Origin of the sequence: Fictibacillus arsenicus (assembly GCF_001999465.1) — a bacterium.
In the GTDB taxonomy this organism is placed as follows: domain Bacteria; phylum Bacillota; class Bacilli; order Bacillales; family Fictibacillaceae; genus Fictibacillus; species Fictibacillus arsenicus.
Genome location: NZ_MQMF01000003.1, coordinates 202533 through 223086 on the forward strand (window position 1 = coordinate 202533; position 20554 = coordinate 223086).

The window sequence follows — 20554 nt, forward strand, 5'->3', positions numbered from 1 at the left end:
TTTTGCCTTATCTTTTATATAAAAAATAAAGAGAACCATTCTTACCGGTTCTCTTTTCATCGTTTAATTTAAATCAATTTTATAAATACCAAACCCTTTTGCATCCAGCTTATTGGTATACGTGATCTTACCGCCTTCACCAAGATAGTTTTTACCGTTAGGTGAAGAAACAAAAGTCACATTTGCACTTCCTCCGATTGGAGAAATCGACCAGTTGTTATCAGCAGTTGGTGTAATTTCTTTTACTTCTGAAATATAATCCATTAAGATTTGACGGTTTTCATCTGCAGAATCAACGACGTATTCGCTGCCTTTTACTCCAGGGAAGTTTCCGCCTCCTCCAGCACGGTAGTTATTGGTTACCACGATAAAGTCCTGGTTTGGATCGATTGGTTGTCCATTGTAAAAAAGGTTTTTGATACGACTGCTTCCGGAATTGATTACCTTGCCATCTTTATCATATTTAGCAGGTTGTGTAACATCGATTTGATAGTTAACTCCATCGATCACATCAAAGTTATAAACAGGGAATCCAGCATTAAGCAGCTCTTGTTCTTCGGTTTTGTTTATAGTGATTTGATTAAACTTACCTGCAGACATTTCTAGCCACTCTTTTACTGCTGATCCTTTAACTTTAAGGGCTTTAAGTGTATTGTCATAAAGGTATAAATCACCGGCACTTCTAATGGTCAGATCACCTTTTTGAATTTCAGTATATTCATCTACACCGTTTCTACCCGCCTTAAAAGGCGCGCCGACTGAAAGAATAGGAAGATCTTTATATTCTGGTTTGTTAAGAGAAATGTACTTTTCCACGTACCACTTTTGAGCATTTGTTACTACTTGTACAGAAGGATCGTCTTGAACGAGAGCAAAGAAGCTGTGAATGTCATCTGTTGTCGTTCCTATTGGAGTGTTTACATATTTAATTGTTTTTTCATGAACTTCAGTAATAGCTTTTACAATCGTTTCGTCGGCTCTAACCTTCTCAACATTTCTTACAGAGGATTGTGAATTAGTTACTTTCCACTTTCCTATTTCTTTTTCAAGAGTTAAGTCGATTAATCCTAACGAGCCTCCGCCGTAACCTGCTTGTACAGCTGGTACTCCGTTGATCGTTCCACTTTCATTATCTACACCAGGCAGCACTTTTCCGGTTGAATCCTTGAACAATGCATCAAGATTCTTTTCATCTATAGCGGGAAACACTTTGTGAGTATGAGAGAAAGTAATGGCGTTGATACCTTTAACCTTGCTTAACGCGTATACAACATCTTCTGTATTTGAATCGTTTCCGTTAAATCCAGAGTGAGCTTGCGCAATAATAATGTCTGCTCCTTCTTCTTTCATCTCTGGAATAAATCTTTCAGCAGACTCTATAATATTTTTTGTAATTACTTTGCCATCCAGGTGAGATTTATCCCATTCATTGATTTGAGGCGGTACAAAACCAATGTAGCCAATCTTAATTACTTTTGTTTTCCCGCTTTCATCCGTTACTTTCTTATTAACGATTTTGTATGGAGTATATTTATTTACATCGTTTGTCGGATCATTGTCATGGTCATCAACATAAACATTTGCATTTACAAACGGAAAGTTAGCATCGTCATAAGTTTCATCTAAATACTCCAGACCATAGTTGAATTCATGATTTCCTAGAGTCGCCATGTCATAGCCCATTAAATTCATTGCAGCAATCGCGGGGTGAACTTCTCCTTCTTTTAGCGGTTCAATCTTTGCTTTATATGTACCAAGCGGTGTACCTTGAATAAGGTCCCCGTTATCAACTAAAATACTGTTTTTACCTTTGTATTCTGCTCTAGCTTCATTTACAAGTGTAGCCGTTTTAGCAAGTCCTACTTTTTCTGAAGCAGCGTTTTTATAGTAATCAAAGTTAAGAAGATTAGTATGAATATCTGTCGTCTCCATGATGCGAAGGTTTACTATTGTTGTATGTGTAGCTGGCTTTTTAGCTAATACATTCTCGGCAACCGGCATAGATAAAAGACTCAAAGCTAATGAAAATGAAACAAACTTCTTATGATTTTTATTCATATCCTCTAACCCCTCTTTATGATTTGAGTCTGAATCTTCAGACCCAAAGTAATGATACCATTCCTCCTTTTTTTCTAATATCATCCAATGTAACTATCAATTGCAATATCTACTATATTTATGCTATGAAAAAAGCCCCATTGCCGGAACGTTCCTTCATTATCCGTGGAATTCCTCTTACTCAGTGTTTACGGACTTACTCAATACATACTTGTTTTGGATACATAATGTAATAAAATTAAATCGTAAAGGCTAATCGATGAAGAGTTTTTCATTAAAAAGGAGTGAACAGGATGAACTTGCAATATGAAATCTTACCTGAAAATATGATTGATAGTTTAAGAGATCTTTGTAATGAACTTATGGTCTTTCAAAAATCAAAAGCATACATAAAACCTGAACTGTTTGATAGTATGAATTTTGATACCCGTATGGTGCCATCAGTTCAGAAAGCTAAACACAATTATATTGTAGCAGTAAAAGATAATAATGAGATCGTGGCATACGTATATGCGAACATCTCACCCAAAGAGACATACTCCAATGAGTTTGCCACATTCTTTGATATGTCTTCTGTAGATAAAGATAATGTAGCCTGTCTTTCCCAATTTTATATTAAAGAAGATTACAGACAATATGGAATTGGTTCTAAGCTTTTTAATATGTCTATGGAATGGATAAAGCAATTTGACGATGTGGAAGATTACTTCATCTATGTATCTAATGGCAACAATGATGCGCTCGAATTCTATAAACGAAAAGGGTTTTCTGTCAGTCATGACATTTTAGACGGGTTTATAACCGTTCTGCGAAAAAGAGAAAATAAATAATAAAGGCGTACCTTAATATCAGTGGAACGCAACAGAAAAACTGAATCGGATCAAACATTAAGAACGGATATCTGGAGCTGGATACAGCTATGATAGTAACCGTTCTTTTTTATTTGTCTAAATTGCACCTTTCTTGTTTTTCCTTCTCCCACCTATTTCCTTGTTAATCTAAAACGATAACTTCTTTAAATCTTTTATTTCTAGGTTTATGCCGCGACAAGCCTTCCTTTTTATACATATGGATAACTACTTGATAAAACAGAAAGGCGATTCTATGAAAATTCTTTTCCTTGAAAGTCATCCTATGTGGATTCACGGTTTACCTAATGGTTTAAAGGAGCTAGGTCACACGGTTATTATTTCAGGACCTGTCAGCAAAGAGAATATTTTAGATATGATATCTAAATATGAACCTGATTTGATTCTCTCTATGGGTTGGACACCAGAGCATTCAAGAGAGAAACAACCTTGGATACGTGATGCTGCTAGATCTGCTCATATCCCGTTAGTATATTGGTCAACGGAAGACCCGCTCCATACAAAGAACTTCACATTACCTTTAATATGTACGATGCAGCCGGATTTTGTTTTTACCGTTACTCCATCTTTGTGTGAAACGTATGAGAAATTAGGGATAAAAGCGTCACACTTGGATTTTGGTTACCATTCAAATGTTCACTACCATACTGAACCATACAGCAAATACAGTGCAAATATCGCAGTTGTTGCAAATGCTTACCCTGAATTTATAAAACAAAATCCTGATGTATTCCGTTCTGAATCATTTAAAAATCTGATAATGCCGTTAATAGAAAATAATATTCGAGTTGATTTTTGGGGGAACCATTGGGAAAGACTAGGAGAGCAGTTAGGTGTACCTATCCCATCTGATTGGATACATGGATATCTTAGCTACACAAAAGCTAGAAAAGTATATAGCTCATCCAAAATCGTTATTGGGCTGCAAAATTGTACAGACCAATTATCCCAAAGAACATTTGAAGTACTTGGTTCTGGAGGGTGTCTCTTAACTTCTGATACTGAAGCCGTTAGAGAAAAGTTTTCACCAGGCCGGGATTTAATCGTATCTTCCTCACCTGAAGAAACAATTGAAAAAGTAAAATATTATTTAAAAAACACGAAACAAAGAGAGACTATCAAAAACAATGGAATGAAAGCTATAAAACCACACTCCTATTATTATAGAGCAAAAGAAATGATTAAAGTCTTAGTGAAACGAGGAATCATAAGCTCTAGAATAGCCAACGGAGACAAAGGAGAACTAATTAATTACAAAGAAGTGCTTGAGAAGAAATACAAACTTCACCATGTGAATTTAGGAGATACTCTAGGACAGATTTCTATGAGATATGATATCCCTTTAAAGAAAATCATGAAGATTAACAAGTTTACATCAGATAAAATTTATGCAGGACAAATTATTAAGATTAGTAAAAAGTAAAAACAGACTGTTTATACGGTCTGTTTTTTTACGTTAAGTTCTTTAGTTTGTTTTTGATCAACTTTTGATTATTAATTAATCCTGAATCATAAGGTAGATATTCTAAAGCAAGTTTATTATGTTTATAAGCTTTTTTAAAATCCCCTTTTTTGTAATAACAAATAGAGAGTTTTGTATGTGGCAGCCAAGTCCATGAAGGAACATGATAAAATCCCATACAATTTTTATCCCAAGTTAGCCTAGAGGCATATTTGTACCAATAGATAGCTTCATTCACTTGATTTTTTCCTAAGAATAGATTTCCCAGCCTGCAGCAAAAGTCTGCACGAGGACTATCATACTCAAAAGATTTATAGATAATCTCTCTCTCTTTTTCTTGGTCATCTAAAAGGTGATAACAATCAGCCAGTCTTCCGCAAGAGGCAATTTTATCCTCTTTCCAGGCTACTTTGTGATTTAAAAATAAGGTATAGTATTTAATTGCTTTATGAAGTTCATTATGACGCCGGAGTTCATTGGCATAATAAAAGAGATCTCTCGGTGAAAATACTGTGCCTTTATTTATTTGTTTCTCATAAATCTGTAAATTACGCGTCGAGTTGTCTGTTTTGTTTTTAAAATGATGGATACTTATATCACTGTGCAATATCGGACCGCTTACTTCCAAATATTCATGAACAGCACCCTTCCATTTAAATTGACAACTGGATTTAACTAATCTATTCCTCTTGATTATGAATGAAGGATTACCAGACTTGTCTATATTCACAAGGTACCTCATCGTAACCGAATTTACTACTGGATCTAAATGATCTTTCAGTTGTTTTAGTAGTTTCCTGTTTGGTTTACTTATAACATCATCAGCATCCAGCCACATAATATATTGTTTTGTAGCTAATTTAAAAGAATAATTACGGGCAGAACTAAAGTCATCTACCCATTTAAAATCATAAATTTGTTCCGTATAATGTCTTGCTATATGTTTAGTCTGATCAACAGAACCTGTATCAACTATTATTATTTCATCAACTAAATCGTGTACTGATTCTAGGCATCTAGCTATAGAATTCTCTTCATCTTTTACAATCATACATAAACTTATGGTAATCAAGGATTATAGTCCTTTCAATGGGGTGTATAATCATTTTTGTCAGAGCGGTTTTTAAAATAGAATAATTGGAGGAATCATATAACCCTTTGGTGAACTGAGTTTATCAGGGTTATTCTTTAAAGTGAATACAGGTTTAATATGAATTTCTTCAAATAAGTTTTCTGCTAAAGCCCCTTTAAGAATATCAGAAGATTCTTCTCCTTCATTCAGCATAAAATCTCCAGAAGTAACATAAGAGTCTAATTGAAAATCACCAGTTGGTATATATATGCCATTAAATTCATAGTCACCGGTAGGAACATATCCGCCAGTTGGAATATAATCCCCTGTTGGCACATAAAAACCGTATTGCTCATAGTCTCCGGTAGGCATATACCCGCCAGTTGGAATATAGTCTCCCGTAGTAACATAAAAACCTTCAGTTAGTTCGTTCGCGCCAGAAGGAACATAATCACCAGCCGAATCAAATCTTTTATTAACTGTTTTCTTCTTTCTTTTATTTTTCTTATTAACCAATTTTCCACTTCCTATATTAATAAATAGCTTGTTTTACTTTATTAACATATGTATTCCATGTAAAAAATGTGCCGTACAATCTCATCTCCTATAGAGTAATTTTTAAACAACAAAAAAACGTTCCGGTAAATGGAACGTTTAATAGTCTGTAAAATTATTTATTAAATAGTTTGCTGTGAATTTACAGTGTCTCTTTGGTTTTTTTGAAGCTTTGGTACAGTAATTTTTTTCGTTCTTGCGTTAAATAACAAATTTAACACGATCGCCATTAAGCTTCCAGATACAATACCGTTCGCTGTTAAGATCTGAATGCTTTCTGGCAGCTTGCTGAATAGTTCTGGTTCAACTGTTACCCCTAAGCCCATTCCTACTGAACAAGCGATAATAAGAAGATTTTCTTGTTTAGCCAGGTTCACTTCACTCAGCATTTTAATCCCTGAAGCAAAGACCATTCCAAACATTGCTACCATTGCCCCGCCCATTACGGGAGTTGGAATTAGGGTAGTTAGTGCAGCAACTTTTGGTATGAATCCTAAGAACACTAACATACCGCTAGCAACGTAAATCACTTGCTTTGTTTTAACACCGGACAACTGAACAAGACCTACATTTTGAGAATACGTTGTATAAGGAAAAGCATTGAATATTCCCCCAAGGATAATAGCAAGTCCCTCACCGCGATATCCTTTTGTTAAATCTTTTGGAGTCAGATTTCGAGCGCAAATTTTACCGAGTGCCATAAATACACCTGTAGATTCTATGAGACTTACAATGGCAACAAGGATCATCGTGATGATTGCACTGATTTCAAAGGTTGGCATTCCGAAAAAGAAAGGTTTGGGCATATGAACCCATGAAGCTTCCATTACTGGAGCAAAATTTACTAAACCCATAGCAGCCGCTGCAAACGTTCCTGCAAACAATCCGATCAATATGGAAACAGATCGAACAAATCCTTTTGAGAAACGATAAAGCAGCAGAATGAACCCTAGCACACCAAAAGAAAGAAACAGATTTTGAGGTGAACCGAAGTTTTGGCTGCCTGCGCCGCCTGCCATGTCTTTAATAGCTACTGGAATTAATGTGATTCCGATAATGGTAACCACTGATCCAGTTACAATTGGAGGAAACAGTTTAAGAATTTTACCAAATGCACTAGCAAATATCACAACGAATAGTCCTGCTGCAATGATCGCTCCATAAATCGCACTCATTCCATATTGCCCGCCTATCGCGATCATCGGTCCAACTGCGGTAAATGTACACCCTAATACAACAGGGAGTCCTACACCAAAGAAGCGATTATTCCAAACCTGCAGAAGTGTTGCTAAACCACAAGTTAATAGATCAATGGCTACCAGATAAGCAAGTTGTTCAGCTGATAGTTTAAGAGCTCCGCCAACAATGAGGGGAACGATAATTGCACCAGCATACATGGCAAGAACATGCTGTATTCCAAGTGAAAACACTTTTCCTTTTTTCATAATGAAGTTACCTCGCTTTTTAAGAATGTGATACCACTTGCATTCATCTCACTAATTCTTGCAATTGATTCAACCCGGTAGCCTTTATCAACAAGCTTTTGCCGTCCATCCTGGAATGACTTTTCGATCACAATCCCGAAACCGCGGATAAGTGCTCCCGCTTTGTTAACGAGTTCTGCTAATCCAAGAGCCGCTTCTCCATGAGCTAAGAAATCATCAATGATTAATACACGCTCACCTGCACTAAGCAACTTGGTTGCAACTGAGATTTCGTTTTCTTCCTGCTTCGTAAAAGAATAGACTTTTGAAGTAATCAGTCCATCTGTTAATGTTAATGATTTCTTTTTACGTGCGAATACAACTGGAACATCCAATTCTAACCCGGCAAAAACAGCTGGAGCTATACCAGAGGATTCAATCGTTAATATTTTTGATATTCTATCTGCTTTAAATCTTTCAGCAATTTCACGGCCGATTTGCTGCATGAACAATGGATCTATCTGATGATTTAAGAAAGAATCTACCTTCAAAACAGTTGGAGATAAAACTACCCCTTCTTCACAGATTTTCTTTTCTAAAAAATTCATGTTTCCACCTCTTAGATTTATTTGAAATACAAAAAAAAAGGAAGACCGCTTCTCTCTAAATGAGTGAAGCAATCTTCCGGTCTAATAAACGGAATAGAAATAACCCAATACACCCTCAAGTTGAGGATGTTCGGAAATGTTTGCGTCACTCGTAGTCAAACCCATTTGCGGGGGTTTGGTAGAAACTTGCAGGCCATATCCCTGCGATTATACGAGCTTTTTAAGTTAACAAGAATTATACGGCAAACATTTTAAAAAAGAAACCCTAAATTTGTCTATTTATAGTTTGAATTCAGTTTGATTGTGTCGAATACTCTCTTTCCAATCAGCGCATATCCTTTCTCATTTGGATGCAGATTATCTGAGAAATAATCTTTTTTATTTTTGTTAATAAAGAGGTCATCCGTCCTTATAAATGCAACATTTTGATGATCTTTCGTAACTTGGATGGTTGAGCGGTTCCAATTTAATATCGCTTCATTGACTACTGACATATCTGCATATTTTACTTTTGGATTATATATACCTAAAATATAAATGGTTTTGGTTAAATCCTTTTCTTGAACCTTTTTAATAATTTGGTTTAAATTATTCTTATAAATTTCTTGATTGGTTTGAAGTTCTTCCTTATCAAATTTAGTTAAACGATCAGTACTTTTTATAAAATCGTTTGTACCTATATTAATAAAAATAAAGTCTGAGTTCTTTGCCGTCTCAGCAATTTCTTTATTTTTTAACCTTTTAACCAAGTCGGTGCTTGTATCGTTCGGTACACCATAATCGTTTACAACTAACCTTTTATCTGTCTCTTCTTCATATCTATCTTCTACATCCCCTATATAGCCGTTATCCTCAGTGTCACCTAACCCATATGCTAATGAGTCACCAAGAGCAGTTACTTCGACTTCCTCTGTACTAAAAGATTTGACTAACAATGCACCTGCTAATAATACTACTAAACCAATTACAATAATTACGGCGCTTTTTTTCATAGTTCCACCACCGGCTTTCATGTTGATATTCTAAGTATGTTTAACAGACGGGTATACTTTTAGACCATTCATACATTATTTTGTAAACATACCTTTTTTATAAGGATGTTAAACAGCAGTTTATAAAATTCACAAAAAAACAGCTGAATGTAATCTTCAGCTGTTAAAGAATTTTTTACTTATTCAATTGCTTTGATGTTAAATTAGCGACCAATATATACCGCTCAGGTGAATCTCCAATATAGTCAAACGGATAGCATGTTGAGACCGTTAATGTTGCTCGTGGTTTAGGAACGATTACGGTACGGTCGTCTTTGTCTACGACTCTTACGTTCTTTACCTTGTACGTGAATGTTCCCGCTTCCGTTTCGACTACTAATATGTCCCCTTTTCCAACATTACCTAGTTTTCTAAATACTGTATCCCTATGTCCAGATAATACAGAATTGTCTTCTTCACCAGGCAAAACGCTTTTTGAAAAGTGTCCTACGCCTTTTTCCAGTTCTTCTTCATCCGTACCGTGAACAATTGGAAGTGATGCTCCTAACTTAGGTATAATCAATTCCCCTATATTTTCACCCTTTTTTGGACGTACAGGATACAACGCATCATTTGTTTCCTGTTCTCTTTCTTTTTGAGCAGGATTTGACTGATATTTAGCTGCTATTTCCTGATCTGTTTTGAAAATTATATAACCTTTCACGAACTTAAAAGCATTCGTGGTGCTGAACCATATTCCAATCAAGAATAATGCAACAGAGAATGTCAGAAGAATGAACCGGAGTTTGCTTCTTTTCTTTTCTGTATCTTTCATGGATTAGATTCCTTTAACGCGCATTCGTCTAAAGAAAAAGATACCGGCAGCAGCAATTGCTAATCCAGCAAAAGTGTTTTCAATATGATTTGTAGCGGTTTTTGGCAGTTCTCCGCCCTTTATTGTTTTAACAGGTGGTTTAGCCGTCATTGGAGCTTCAGTAACAATTTTCTCGGCTTCCTGAATATCTTTACCTGTCTCCTGGATAAGTTCAGAGCCAAACATGTCAGCTGTTAAAACTAGATCAAGAAGTAATTCACCGTTTGTGTTATAGATCTCCATAACTAGGTCATTACCGTTTGTTGATTCCATTGTCATTAATGTATCTAAAGATACTGGCTGCTTTACACCATCTACAACAAGATAATATTTTGTTTCAATCTGTAAAAGCTGCTTCATTTCTGTAAAAATAGCTAGCATCTCTGCAATCTGTTCAGCTGAGAGTTCATCTGCTGTTTGGAACTCTTCAAAAGCCATCATTCTTTCCCCAAGAAGCATCATGCTGTCAAGGAAAGCTTCATCTTCCCAGTTTAAGGTTTCAAGATGTGCAAAAAGCTTTTCCATCTCTTCATCAGTCAGATCAATATCGGTAAATAAATCTGCAAATTCATCTTCCATATATTCATCACCATTGATGTAAAAATCAACTGCCCATTGAAGATCTTCAATGTATTCATAGCTTTCAAGAGAATCATCATTCTCTTTCAATAGTTCTTCAAGTGCTTCTACTGATTCAAGGTTGAACTCTTCAAGAAGCTGCTGAAGATTTTCATCATCAATGGGTGTCCCTTCCCATCCGTTTAAATAAAAATCAACAGAAGTTTCAAGATCTTCATTGAATAAAAAGTAAGGACTGTCTAGAACGTCTTGTCCTTCTTCAATGTCACCCCATTCAACGAGTAAATCATTTAACTCTTCCCGGCTTAAATCAAAATCCTTTAAGACGGATTCTACTCCTTCTTCATTTAGAGGCATTCCTAGCTCATCAACCGATTCAAAATCTTCTAAGTACCATTCTTTACTTTCAATGAAATCGATAAAGTCCTGTTTTTCCCAACCTATCTCTTTTAAGTACACTTCAAAATCTTGATCATTTTGCTCAATAGCAAAAACTGATACCGGTAAAATTCCAAAGCTCAAACTAAGTGCTAAAAGCAGTGTTACTAAGTGTTTCATCCATTGTTCCCCCAAAGGTGTAATAGTATATTTTCTAGAAAATTATACTGCCGAAAATTCGATTTGGATACAGGTTTTATTTCCCAATATTTTTATGAGATTGAATTTTGTTCCTTTCGATTTTTTTGAGGGGCATAAGCTATATAATTACGTTTTTTTCATATGAATGTGCTATATTATTTACGATAAAAATAACTTCTTTTTATTTAGTAAAATTACATACTTAGAGGTGAACAATGGGGAAACAAAAAAAGAAAAATACCAATGTTAAAGGATCAAAGAAGAGTAATTCACACGTCTGGCTTTTTGTAATAATTGGAATTTTTACAATCGGACTAGCTGTTTTTATGTTGACAGGGAGCTTTAATAAAAATACTGAGGAATCTGCTATCTCATATGAAAACCAGCCTTACTTAGGAGATGAAAATGCACTCGTTAATATTATTGAGTTTGGAGATTACAAGTGTCCGATCTGCAAAAGCTTTAATGAATCCTTCTTCCCTTTAATCGATCAAGAGCTCATTCAGACCGGGAAAGTTAAATTCTACTTCTTAAACTATCCTTTTATAAATGTTGATTCAGAAAGATCAGCCCTTTTTGGTGAAACGGTTTATAAAGAGTTAGGAAACGAGACTTTTTGGAATTTTCATAAACTGCTGTATGAAAAGCAGCCCGAGGATCAAAGTCTAGAGCGGAAAGATGTATTCACAGAGAAGTTCTTAAATGATACTTTGAGTGAAGTTACGACAGATGAAAATGTAAAAAAGGTTAGTGCGAATTTCGAAAAAGATGCGAGTGAAAATGCAGTGGAAACCGATGAGTCTCTTGTAAATGACCTTGGAGTAACAGGAACACCTACCCTTTTCGTTAATGGTAAAAAGTTCGAAGGAAATTCATTCGGGGATCTTCAGAAAATGGTTGAAGAAGCGGCGAAGGAGAGTAAATAAAGGTGACGAATAAACCCTTATTGATCGCCTGGCTAGCATCTGTAATTGCAACTCTCGGAAGTTTATTTTTTAGTGAAGTACTCCATTTTGTACCCTGCACGTTTTGCTGGTATCAGAGGATTCTTATGTACCCAATGGTTATTCTGTTAGGAATTGCTTTTTATCATCGAGATCTTAGCATAAACCGGTACATCTTGCCGTTATCAATCCTCGGAGCGTTTGTTTCTGGCTATCATTATGCACTGCAAAAAATACCTGCACTAAAAGCTTTTGAAACGTGTTCTTCAGGGGTGCCTTGTTCGGGACTATATATTAACTGGCTCGGCTTTATTACAATCCCCCTCCTAGCATTAATAGGTTTTATTATCATTACAATTTGTATGTTACTAATAAGACAGCAACCAAAATAGCGGTTGCTGTCTTTTTCTAGGCTGTTTTCGCATTCTTTGTTGCTTTTTGAAAGTAGTTGATTTCTGCTCCAGGCTGCTCGCTTTCCACGGGGCGTGCGGTGAGCCTCCTGCCGCTTTGCTCCATTAGGAGTCTCCACCTAACCGCTCGTCCCGTAGGAGTCTCGCCCCTTGCGCTCCAATCAACTTGCAAACGATGAGATAGAAATAGTCAAAAGCAACAATCTTTTAGAAAAGAATCGTTTTCCAACTATTTACGGTACGTGTTCTTTTATTTAATACAGGTGCGCTCAAAATACTCAATCTGCGCTCAAAATTATCTATCTACGCTTAAAAAGTTTATTCTACGCTCAGAATCGGGTTTCTCCTAAGGTTTATCCGTTAATATGAACCATAAAAAAAGAAAAAACTGACTCTGAAAGGATATATTTCTTTCCTTTTAGAGTCAGTTCCATCTAATTATTCTCCTAAATCAACGTTATGATAGACCTGCTGAACATCTTCAAGATCTTCTAAAGCGTCGATCAGCTTCTCAAACTGAACTTGTGCGTCTTCAGGAAGTGTCATATCGTTCTGTGCAAGCATTGTAAGCTCTGCAACTGAAAATTCAGTTATGCCAGCATTCTTAAATACCTCTTGGACAGCATGAAATTGATCAGGTTCTGCATAAACAATAACAGCATCATCTTCTTCTATGACATCACGCACATCTAAATCAGCTTCCATCAATAACTCAAGTACCTCATCTGCTGTTTTGCCTTCAAGCCCAATTACAGCAGTTGCATCAAACATATAAGCTACAGCACCGGAAACTCCCATGTTTCCGCCGTTTTTATTGAAAGCTGAACGTACTTCAGCAACCGTGCGATTAACATTATTAGTAAGTGTATCCACGATCACCATTGAACCATTAGGACCGAAGCCTTCATATCGGAGCTCATCATAATTTTCATCTGAGCCGCCTTTTGCTTTTTCAATAGCACGGTCAATAATTGTTTTAGGAACACTGTAAGTTTTTGCTCGTTCAAGAACAACTTTTAATGACTGATTTGATTCAGGATCAGGCTCACCTTGTTTTGCTGCAACGTAGATTTCACGGCCGAATTTAGCGTAAATTCTACTTGTATTCGCGTCTTTTGATGCTTTTTTCTCTTTAATGTTATTCCACTTACGACCCATTCTTTTCACTCTCTTTCAACTTTGAATCTATAACAGTTATTATACATGAAATGCACGATTTGTTACGAGTTTTATAACATAATGAAAGCAACCCCTCTAATGAGAAATTGCTTCTGTACGTATATCAATTGATTTATTTACTATATTTATAGATTCTTTCTGGCCTGCCTACGCCACCATATGAAATGTCTGCAGAGACTTTTTGTTCTGAGACTAAGTATTCTAAATACCTTCTAGCGGTTGTACGGCTTGCTCCAACCAGCTGCCCAAGTTCTTCTGCTGTGTAGCCGATTTTATGACACGTTAGAATTGATATGACCTTATCTAATGTAATTCGATCAATTCCTTTAGGTAAGAATGAAACTTCACTCTCAGTCTTTTCTCTTTTTAAGATAGAATCTATTATACTTTGGTTTAACTCATTTGAAGCCGCTATTTGCTGAATGGAAAATTTATATTCATGAAATTTTAATAAGGTTTCTTTAAATCTTTGGAAAATAACAGGCTTTACAATATAGTCAAAGATACCATCTTCTAATGCATTTTTTAATGTTTCAGCTTCTGTAGCTGCTGTTACCATTATGACTTCTATCCCACGAAATTTGCTCCGTATCCAGCGTAATAAGTCTAATCCATTCATATCTGGAAAATAGATGTCTAAAATTACTAGATCAGGTTTAAGAATCGATATTTGTTCTTTTGCTTCTTCTTCATTAAGTGCAATGCCGCATACGGAAAAACCATCAATCTTTTCTACAAATCTGCGGTTAATCTCAGCAATTCGGATGTCGTCTTCTACAATAAATACTTCCCATGAACGCATGATATTTGTTAACCTCTATTCTTTCGGGATAATAACTGTAAAAAGGGTCGAGTTCTCTGTTGTTCTTTCATAAAAAATCTCACCATTTAATTGGTCCACAGATTGATGAACCAAATATAAACCATAACCCCGGTCTGGCCCTTTTGTGGAAAATCCCTTTTGGTATAACATATTAGCGATTGAAGGTAGAATTCCTTCTCCGTCATCCTCAATCTCAATTAATAATTGATTTCCCATATCCGAAAGGCTTATCTTAACGCCACTTTTATTTTCTCTGCTTTTAACAGCAGCATCCATTGCATTATCCACCAAATTCCCAATAATCGTTACAAGTAATTGTCTATCTAATGTTTCAGGAATATCTTTAAACGTACTAGATGGATCAATTGAAAAGGGAACTTTAAGTTCGATTGAGCGATTAAACTTTCCGATCAGCAAACCTCCAATGTAAGGATCAGAAATTCTTTTCATGATGAACTTAGCAAAGCTCTGGTGTACTTCTGATTCCTTTGATATTACATCTAGAGCTTCCTGGTAGGACTCCAATTGTATTAATCCCGAGATTAAATACAATTTATTTGAAAATTCGTGAGTCTGAGCCCGTAAGCCTTCGCTATATCCTTTAACTTGTGCCAGTTCTTCATTAAGTCTATAAAGTTCGTTTTTGTTTCGAAAAGTCGCTACTGCACCTATTACATTACCTCTATCATCCGTAATAGGAACACGATTTGCTACAACATTGCTGTTTCCAAGCTTCATTTGTTCATCAAACTCACTGCTCCCATTTGATATAACATCCAAGAGTCTAGAGTTTGGAATGACTTTTAATATATTGCAGCCTATTAAATCGTCTTTATCTCTTTCAAGCATTTGTAATGCTGTATGATTAATCATCGTTATATCACCATCACGGTTGATTGCGATTACTCCTTCTCTGATGGCTTCGAGAATAGCAATTTTTTCTTTATACAATAAACCTATTTCTTTTGGTTCCAAACCGTGCGTTGCTTTTTTAACTCCTTTTGCTATTAATATGGACCCGATAATTCCTAAAAGAAGAGTGAACATCCCAATAAGTAAAATTTTTAATTTATAGGGCCAGATAATTTCATTTATACTAGTAGTCAAGAATCCGACTGATACGAGTCCGATGATATTTCCCTCATCGTTTATTATTGGCGATTTGCCTCTCACTGCTGGCCCAAGAGATCCGATTGCTTCTGTAATACTTGGTTCTCCTGACAAGGCGAATTCATTATCGCCTCCTACCATCTTTTTTCCAATACGTTCTGGAAGAGGATGAGAATACCGGATTCCTTCTTTGTTTCCAACAACGACATATTGAGCGCCTGTTTTCTTTCTTATTTTTTCAGCATACGGCTGTATTGTTTTAGAAGGATCTTCATCTTCAAATGCATTGATTACTAATGGATTGCTGCTTACCGTATTTGCAACACTTAGCGCTCTATGACCGATCTGATCTTTTATTGTATTTACAAACATCGCCTGAAAAAGAACAGCTAAGATAACGACCACTATAAAGATGAGGGAGCAGCTGATGAGTATTAACTTTGTTTGCAGTTTCAATTTGTTTCCCCCTGAAAATAGAAAAGACTTTCTGATTTAGAAAGTCTTCTCTTTCACTTATGTTTTATCCTTCTACATTAACAACTACATTTTTTCCTTTTAACTTAAGCAAGAAAGGTATTAAGATCCATAATACGGAACAGACAAGAAAAATAGCTGAGATCGGATTCTCGATAAAAACCATAAAGTCTCCATTTGATGTTGTTAATGCACGTCTCATATTATTCTCAATCATAGGTCCTAATACAAGGCCAAGTACAAGAGGTGCGAGCGGATAATCGTTTTTTGCTAATAAATACCCCGCTAATCCAAATCCAATTAATAAATAAAGATCAAAAGTTGTTACTTGCACCGCATAAACGCCGAAAACCGATATAGCAATAATAATTGGCAGCAGATATTTAGGAGGTGTTTCAATAATTTTTGCAAATACCTTTACGAGAGGCATGTTTAAAATTAAAAGCATTAAATTTCCAATAAACATACTTGCTATGAGTCCCCAAGCTACATCAGGATGGTCACTGAACAATAATGGACCTGGCTGCACATTGTACATAATAAGGGCACCCATTAAGATAGCGGTAGTTCCAGAACCTGGAATACCAAGGGTAAGCAGCGGTATCATAGCTCCTCCAGAAGCTGCGTTGTTCGCGGACTCTGGAGCTGCGACTCCAGCAATTGCACCTTTCCCAAATTTTTCTGGAGTTTTGCTTAATTTTTTTTCAGCAATGTAAGAAAAGAAAGAAGCTAGTGTTGCACCTGCACCAGGGAGGACACCAATGAAAAAACCAAGAATTGATCCGCGTGCAATAGGTCCTGCACTCTCTTTAAGATCTGTTCTAGAGGGGATAACTCTCCCGACTTTAGCAACTCTTTCTTGATCATCTTCTTTATGAAGAATGGTTTTGAAAACTTCACCTAAAGCAAACAATCCTACAGCTACAGTTAAAAATTCAAGTCCCCCAAAAAGTACCGGGATTTCGTAGGTGAAACGTGCTACACCAGAAACAGCATCAATACCAATTGTAGCGAGAAGCAGTCCCGTTACTGTCATCATCCAGGCTTTTGTTATTGACCCTCCTGCAAGACCGCTAACTGCAGCTAGTCCTAACAGCATTAGCGAAAAATACTCTGCAGGTCCAAATTTCAATGCCATTTCAGAGAGAGGGTTCGCAAGTAATGCTAACCCAATAATGGAGACAATACCTGCTGCGAATGATCCGATGGCTGCAATTGACAATGCTGATCCTGCACGCCCCTGTTTTGCCATTTGATACCCGTCCAGCGTTGTTACAACAGAAGATGACTCACCAGGTGTATTAAGCAAGATGGATGTGGTCGAACCCCCATACATTGCTCCATAATAAACCCCTGCCAATAAAATAATAGAACTGGTAGCGGCTGCCGACGGTTCCATTCCGCCAGTTAGAGTTGCAGTCACGGGTATGAGCAGAGCAACTCCACTCATTGGACCGATACCCGGAAGTACTCCAACCGCTGTCCCGATCAAAACACCTATAAAGGCAAAGAATAAGTTTTCAGGTTGAATTGCTGTTTGAAACCCTTGCATTAGAAAATCCATTACGCCCATACTTTTTCCTCCTAACTAAACCATATCGGCAGTCCAGGCAAAGAGCCTTTTAAAACAACCACAAATAAATAATAGACACAAAATGAGAAAACACCTGCAATTAGCGCATTTTTAACCCATCCGCCTTTTTCCATTGTCTGAAAAGAAACAAAAAGAAACACGAATGTACTGATCAGATAACCGATTGTTTCAAGAAAAGCTGCATATAAAATACTCGCGATAAGTATGATCAGAAATCTTTTTACCATTAATTTTTCACGATCATTGTTATTATTCTGAACAGATTTAAATGACTCCAAAAACAGTTTTACACTTAATAAAATTAGGATGAGTCCAAGCAAAAATGGAAAGACATTTGGTCCTACTTCACTTCCATAGGCACTCTTAGCTATATTTCTGCTTTCAAATAGAAAAGCAGCGCCAATTAAAGCAAAAAGCACACTTGCATAACGGTCAAAACTTCCTGTCCTCATTTACCCCGCTCCTTTTACACGTATTAATAAAAACGGAGAAGTAGTTTTTACTCCTCCGATTTCATCCTATTTGTTCATGCCTAGTGATTTTAATAAGTCTTCAACCTGCTTTTCTTGATCCTCAAGGAATGATGTGAACTCTTCAGCATCTTTAAATTCAGCTTCCCAGCCGTTACGTTCAAGCTCTGCTTGCCACTTTTTGCTATCATTCAAATCTTTAAGGGTTTTAGCCCAGTAATCTTTTGCGCTGTCAGACATTTCTTTCGGACCGAAGATACCCCTCCATATCGTAAAATCAGCGTCAATACCTTCTTCTTTAAAAGTTGGAACTTCTGCTAAATCTCCTTTTAATCTCTCAGTAGAAGATATACCAAGAACCTTAACTTTACCCGCTTTTAAATATTCACCTACGGCGGAAGCATCTGTAGCGATGTAATCTGCATTGCCGCCTAATAAAGCTGCAATAGCTTCCCCGCCTCCATCATAGGAAACGTATTTTACTGTTTTAGGATCTACTCCAGATTTATAAGCTGGCAGTACAGCTACCAGATGATCCATTGATCCAGGTGCAGATCCGCCTGCTGCAGTAACTGATTTAGGATCTTTTTTAACAGCATCCATAAGCTCTTTTAAACTGTTATATTTTGAGTCTTCTTTTACTACAATGGCTCCAAAATCTTTTGTTAATTGAGCGAGCGGCGTTGTGTTTTTATAGCCATATGGGCTGTTTCCTTCTTTCTTGAGGTTATTAATCAAGATAGGAGGTGAATTTACATAAAGTTTATAATCATCTTTTTTATGCTGTGTGGCGTATTCGGCTAAGTAAACCGCACCACCGCCGCCTGGCTTGTTTTCAACTGTCATAGTTTGGTCAACTAATTTAGTTTCCCCAAGTACCTTAGTAAGGGAGCGTGCAGTTAAATCCCATCCGCCTCCAGCACCAGATGGAGCAACAACGGTAATAGATTTTTTAGGGTAATCTGAATCTCCAGCATTATTGCTGCTTGTTCCTGACGTACTGCATGCTGCTAATGAAGGAATAAGAATTCCTGCTAAGAGCCAATTTTTCCAATTTACTTTTTTCATATGTATCCTCCTTTTGGTAGCGCTTTCATTTCTCTTTTTATAATCCTAACACGCTTTATTTAAAAAAGAAGTTTAACTGCATAATGAGCTTTTTGTTCATAAAGTTCATGGACAAAAAAAGACTCCTGTAAAAAAATCAGGAGTCCTAAGTATACATTCAGACTATTTTTTTATATTTCTTCCATAAAAAATTTCATCCATTTCTGATTTAATGCGATCTGATATTTCCTCAACACTTCTTGAATCTAGTGTGTCTTTTGTGTAGCCGAATAGGTAGTTGTTTAAATCAAATTCTTTTAATCGGCATTTTGTATGAAAGATATTCTCTTGATAGATATTGGTATCTATCATGTCATACATGTTTTTAATATCTTCTGAAAGATAATTCTGTATGGAGTTAATATCATGATCAATAAATAATTTGTGCCCCTTTATGTCTCTCGTAAAGCCGCGTACCCGGTAATCCATTGTAACAATATCCGTATCAAAAGAATTAATAAGATGATTTAATGCCTTCAAAGGTGAAATTTCACCACAAGTGGATACATCAATGTCTGCACGAAATGTACTAATCCCTTCTTCTGGATGAAATTCTGGATACGTATGGACAGTAAGGTGACTTTTGTCCAGTTGCATAACAACAGATTCAGGCATCGCAGTTGCAGAATCATCAAATGAATCTGTTGGTACCTCAACGACCGGGCCTTCAGAGACAAGGAGGGTAACACTAGCTCCTTGAGGAACATAATCTTGCTTTGCTACGTTCAGCACGTGAGCACCTATTGTGTCAGAAACAGTCTGAAGTATATTTGTTAGTCTTTCCGCGTTATATTGTTCATCAATATATTCTATATAAGCTTCCCGCTCTTCCCGTGTTTTTGTAAAACAAACATCGTACATATTGAAACTTAATGACTTTGTAAGGTTATTAAATCCGTGTAAAGTGATACGTTGATCTGGTAAATTTGTCATTTGATCGATTCCCCTTATGTATTAAGAATTTAAGAAGTAAATATTTTTATAATACCCATAACCTGTACTTGAAAAACGGTTGATGGTAATACTCAATATAAAAAGGGAGTTTTCGCAAACTTTGTTGCTCTTGTAAGTAGTTGATTTCCGTTCCAGGTTGCTTCGCTTTCCGCGGGGCGTGCGGTGAGCCCCCTCGCCGCTTTGCGCCTTTGAGTGGTCTCACCTGACCGCGATATGGAAGTATCCTTGCTCCTGCGTCTACAAGTAAGTGCTACCGATGTGAGCTTCCTCGTCGCATGCCTAGCAAGAAGCTTTTCATGTGGTAGGCACGCAACTTCCACTCCAATCAACTTGTCAGTGAAGGGATTGAACAAAATAATTAAAAGCAACAATCTTTTAGAAAAGAGCTAAATAAAAAAAGAGGATAACGCTGTTCGTTATCCTCTTTGAATACGTATG

General features: G+C 36.5%; 19 protein-coding genes and 1 riboswitch. Of the genes, 4 read left to right on the forward strand and 15 right to left on the reverse strand.

What is annotated here, in order from left to right; all coding sequences use genetic code 11:
• Positions 1–63: 63 nt before the first annotated feature.
• Positions 64–2058, reverse strand: coding sequence for a bifunctional 2',3'-cyclic-nucleotide 2'-phosphodiesterase/3'-nucleotidase (locus UN64_RS15020; RefSeq protein ID WP_077364199.1), 1995 nt, complete (start codon positions 2056–2058; stop codon positions 64–66).
• Positions 2059–2351: 293 nt separating this feature from the next.
• On the opposite strand from UN64_RS15020, the gene UN64_RS15025 reads away from it, so the two are divergent.
• Together UN64_RS15025 and UN64_RS15030 are read left to right on the forward strand one after the other, a co-directional pair.
• Positions 2352–2888, forward strand: coding sequence for a GNAT family N-acetyltransferase (locus UN64_RS15025; RefSeq protein WP_077364201.1), 537 nt, complete (start codon positions 2352–2354; stop codon positions 2886–2888).
• Positions 2889–3162: 274 nt separating this feature from the next.
• Positions 3163–4350 (forward strand): DUF3880 domain-containing protein, encoded by a 1188-nt coding sequence (locus UN64_RS15030; RefSeq protein WP_077364203.1) that lies wholly within the window; start codon positions 3163–3165, stop codon positions 4348–4350.
• A 28-nt stretch (positions 4351–4378) separates the two neighbouring features.
• Here the strand turns inward: UN64_RS15030 and UN64_RS15035 are convergent, their stop codons facing one another.
• The 7 genes from UN64_RS15035 to UN64_RS15065 form a co-directional block, all read right to left on the reverse strand.
• Positions 4379–5440: a tetratricopeptide repeat-containing glycosyltransferase family 2 protein gene (locus tag UN64_RS15035; RefSeq protein WP_245802049.1), complete on the reverse strand. Its 1062-nt coding sequence runs from the start codon at positions 5438–5440 to the stop codon at positions 4379–4381.
• A gap of 72 nt (positions 5441–5512) precedes the next feature.
• Positions 5513–5977, reverse strand: a complete 465-nt coding sequence (locus UN64_RS15040) for a hypothetical protein (protein ID WP_077364207.1) — start codon at positions 5975–5977, stop codon at positions 5513–5515.
• A 161-nt stretch (positions 5978–6138) separates the two neighbouring features.
• Entirely contained in the window at positions 6139–7461 is a 1323-nt protein-coding gene (locus UN64_RS15045; protein WP_077364209.1) for a nucleobase:cation symporter-2 family protein, read from the reverse strand.
• A complete protein-coding gene (locus UN64_RS15050) occupies positions 7458–8048 on the reverse strand; it encodes a xanthine phosphoribosyltransferase (RefSeq protein ID WP_077364211.1) in 591 nt (196 codons plus the stop codon). The genes UN64_RS15045 and UN64_RS15050 overlap by 4 nt, the downstream gene beginning before the upstream one ends.
• A 132-nt stretch (positions 8049–8180) precedes the next feature.
• Positions 8181–8283, reverse strand: a riboswitch (purine riboswitch).
• 40 nt (positions 8284–8323) lie between these two features.
• Positions 8324–9061 (reverse strand): GDSL-type esterase/lipase family protein, encoded by a 738-nt coding sequence (locus tag UN64_RS15055; protein WP_077364213.1) that lies wholly within the window; start codon positions 9059–9061, stop codon positions 8324–8326.
• 154 nt (positions 9062–9215) lie between these two features.
• Positions 9216–9854 carry a class D sortase gene (locus UN64_RS15060; protein WP_077364215.1) on the reverse strand — a complete coding sequence of 213 codons (639 nt, stop codon included), beginning with the start codon at positions 9852–9854 and terminating at the stop codon, positions 9216–9218.
• 3 nt (positions 9855–9857) lie between these two features.
• Complete coding sequence (locus UN64_RS15065; RefSeq protein ID WP_077364217.1) at positions 9858–11030, reverse strand: processed acidic surface protein; 1173 nt, start codon at positions 11028–11030, stop codon at positions 9858–9860.
• A 236-nt stretch (positions 11031–11266) separates the two neighbouring features.
• Here UN64_RS15065 and UN64_RS15070 point away from each other — a divergent pair, with 236 nt between their 5' ends.
• Both UN64_RS15070 and UN64_RS15075 read left to right on the forward strand, forming a co-directional pair.
• A complete protein-coding gene (locus UN64_RS15070) occupies positions 11267–11977 on the forward strand; it encodes a DsbA family protein (protein ID WP_077364219.1) in 711 nt (236 codons plus the stop codon).
• A 2-nt stretch (positions 11978–11979) separates the two neighbouring features.
• Positions 11980–12387: a disulfide oxidoreductase gene (locus UN64_RS15075; protein WP_077364221.1), complete on the forward strand. Its 408-nt coding sequence runs from the start codon at positions 11980–11982 to the stop codon at positions 12385–12387.
• Between the two features lie 456 nt (positions 12388–12843).
• Here the strand turns inward: UN64_RS15075 and UN64_RS15080 are convergent, their stop codons facing one another.
• The 7 genes from UN64_RS15080 to speD all read right to left on the reverse strand — a co-directional run bounded on the left by UN64_RS15080 (position 12844) and on the right by speD (position 20095).
• Positions 12844–13563 carry a YebC/PmpR family DNA-binding transcriptional regulator gene (locus UN64_RS15080; RefSeq protein ID WP_077364223.1) on the reverse strand — a complete coding sequence of 240 codons (720 nt, stop codon included), beginning with the start codon at positions 13561–13563 and terminating at the stop codon, positions 12844–12846.
• A gap of 133 nt (positions 13564–13696) precedes the next feature.
• Complete coding sequence (locus tag UN64_RS15085; protein WP_077364225.1) at positions 13697–14386, reverse strand: response regulator; 690 nt, start codon at positions 14384–14386, stop codon at positions 13697–13699.
• A gap of 15 nt (positions 14387–14401) precedes the next feature.
• The gene (locus UN64_RS15090; protein ID WP_077364227.1) at positions 14402–15973 is read right to left on the reverse strand and encodes an ATP-binding protein; all 1572 of its coding nucleotides are present in this window, start codon (positions 15971–15973) and stop codon (positions 14402–14404) included.
• Between the two features lie 64 nt (positions 15974–16037).
• Positions 16038–17564, reverse strand: a complete 1527-nt coding sequence (locus tag UN64_RS15095) for a tripartite tricarboxylate transporter permease (protein WP_077364229.1) — start codon at positions 17562–17564, stop codon at positions 16038–16040.
• An 11-nt stretch (positions 17565–17575) separates the two neighbouring features.
• A complete protein-coding gene (locus UN64_RS15100) occupies positions 17576–18037 on the reverse strand; it encodes a tripartite tricarboxylate transporter TctB family protein (RefSeq protein WP_077364231.1) in 462 nt (153 codons plus the stop codon).
• Positions 18038–18103: 66 nt separating this feature from the next.
• On the reverse strand, positions 18104–19123 hold the full coding sequence (locus UN64_RS15105; RefSeq protein ID WP_077364233.1) for a Bug family tripartite tricarboxylate transporter substrate binding protein: 1020 nt from the start codon (positions 19121–19123) through the stop codon (positions 18104–18106).
• Positions 19124–19285: 162 nt separating this feature from the next.
• A complete protein-coding gene (gene speD / locus UN64_RS15110; protein WP_077364235.1) occupies positions 19286–20095 on the reverse strand; it encodes an adenosylmethionine decarboxylase in 810 nt (269 codons plus the stop codon).
• Between the last annotated feature and the right edge of the window lie 459 nt (positions 20096–20554).

Bases quoted from the DNA above. Each gene is read 5' to 3' on its own strand.
- UN64_RS15020 (WP_077364199.1), bottom strand. From the start codon at position 2,058: ATGAATAAAAATCATAAGAAGTTTGTTTCATTTTCATTAGCTTTGAGT.
- UN64_RS15025 (WP_077364201.1), top strand. From the start codon at position 2,352: ATGAACTTGCAATATGAAATCTTACCTGAAAATATGATTGATAGTTTA.
- UN64_RS15030 (WP_077364203.1), top strand. From the start codon at position 3,163: ATGAAAATTCTTTTCCTTGAAAGTCATCCTATGTGGATTCACGGTTTA.
- UN64_RS15035 (WP_245802049.1), bottom strand. From the start codon at position 5,440: ATGATTGTAAAAGATGAAGAGAATTCTATAGCTAGATGCCTAGAATCA.
- UN64_RS15045 (WP_077364209.1), bottom strand. From the start codon at position 7,461: ATGAAAAAAGGAAAAGTGTTTTCACTTGGAATACAGCATGTTCTTGCC.
- UN64_RS15050 (WP_077364211.1), bottom strand. From the start codon at position 8,048: ATGAATTTTTTAGAAAAGAAAATCTGTGAAGAAGGGGTAGTTTTATCT.
- UN64_RS15055 (WP_077364213.1), bottom strand. From the start codon at position 9,061: ATGAAAGCCGGTGGTGGAACTATGAAAAAAAGCGCCGTAATTATTGTA.
- UN64_RS15060 (WP_077364215.1), bottom strand. From the start codon at position 9,854: ATGAAAGATACAGAAAAGAAAAGAAGCAAACTCCGGTTCATTCTTCTG.
- UN64_RS15065 (WP_077364217.1), bottom strand. From the start codon at position 11,030: ATGAAACACTTAGTAACACTGCTTTTAGCACTTAGTTTGAGCTTTGGA.
- UN64_RS15070 (WP_077364219.1), top strand. From the start codon at position 11,267: ATGGGGAAACAAAAAAAGAAAAATACCAATGTTAAAGGATCAAAGAAG.
- UN64_RS15080 (WP_077364223.1), bottom strand. From the start codon at position 13,563: ATGGGTCGTAAGTGGAATAACATTAAAGAGAAAAAAGCATCAAAAGAC.
- UN64_RS15085 (WP_077364225.1), bottom strand. From the start codon at position 14,386: ATGCGTTCATGGGAAGTATTTATTGTAGAAGACGACATCCGAATTGCT.
- UN64_RS15095 (WP_077364229.1), bottom strand. From the start codon at position 17,564: ATGGGCGTAATGGATTTTCTAATGCAAGGGTTTCAAACAGCAATTCAA.
- UN64_RS15100 (WP_077364231.1), bottom strand. From the start codon at position 18,037: ATGAGGACAGGAAGTTTTGACCGTTATGCAAGTGTGCTTTTTGCTTTA.
- UN64_RS15105 (WP_077364233.1), bottom strand. From the start codon at position 19,123: ATGAAAAAAGTAAATTGGAAAAATTGGCTCTTAGCAGGAATTCTTATT.
- speD (WP_077364235.1), bottom strand. From the start codon at position 20,095: ATGACAAATTTACCAGATCAACGTATCACTTTACACGGATTTAATAAC.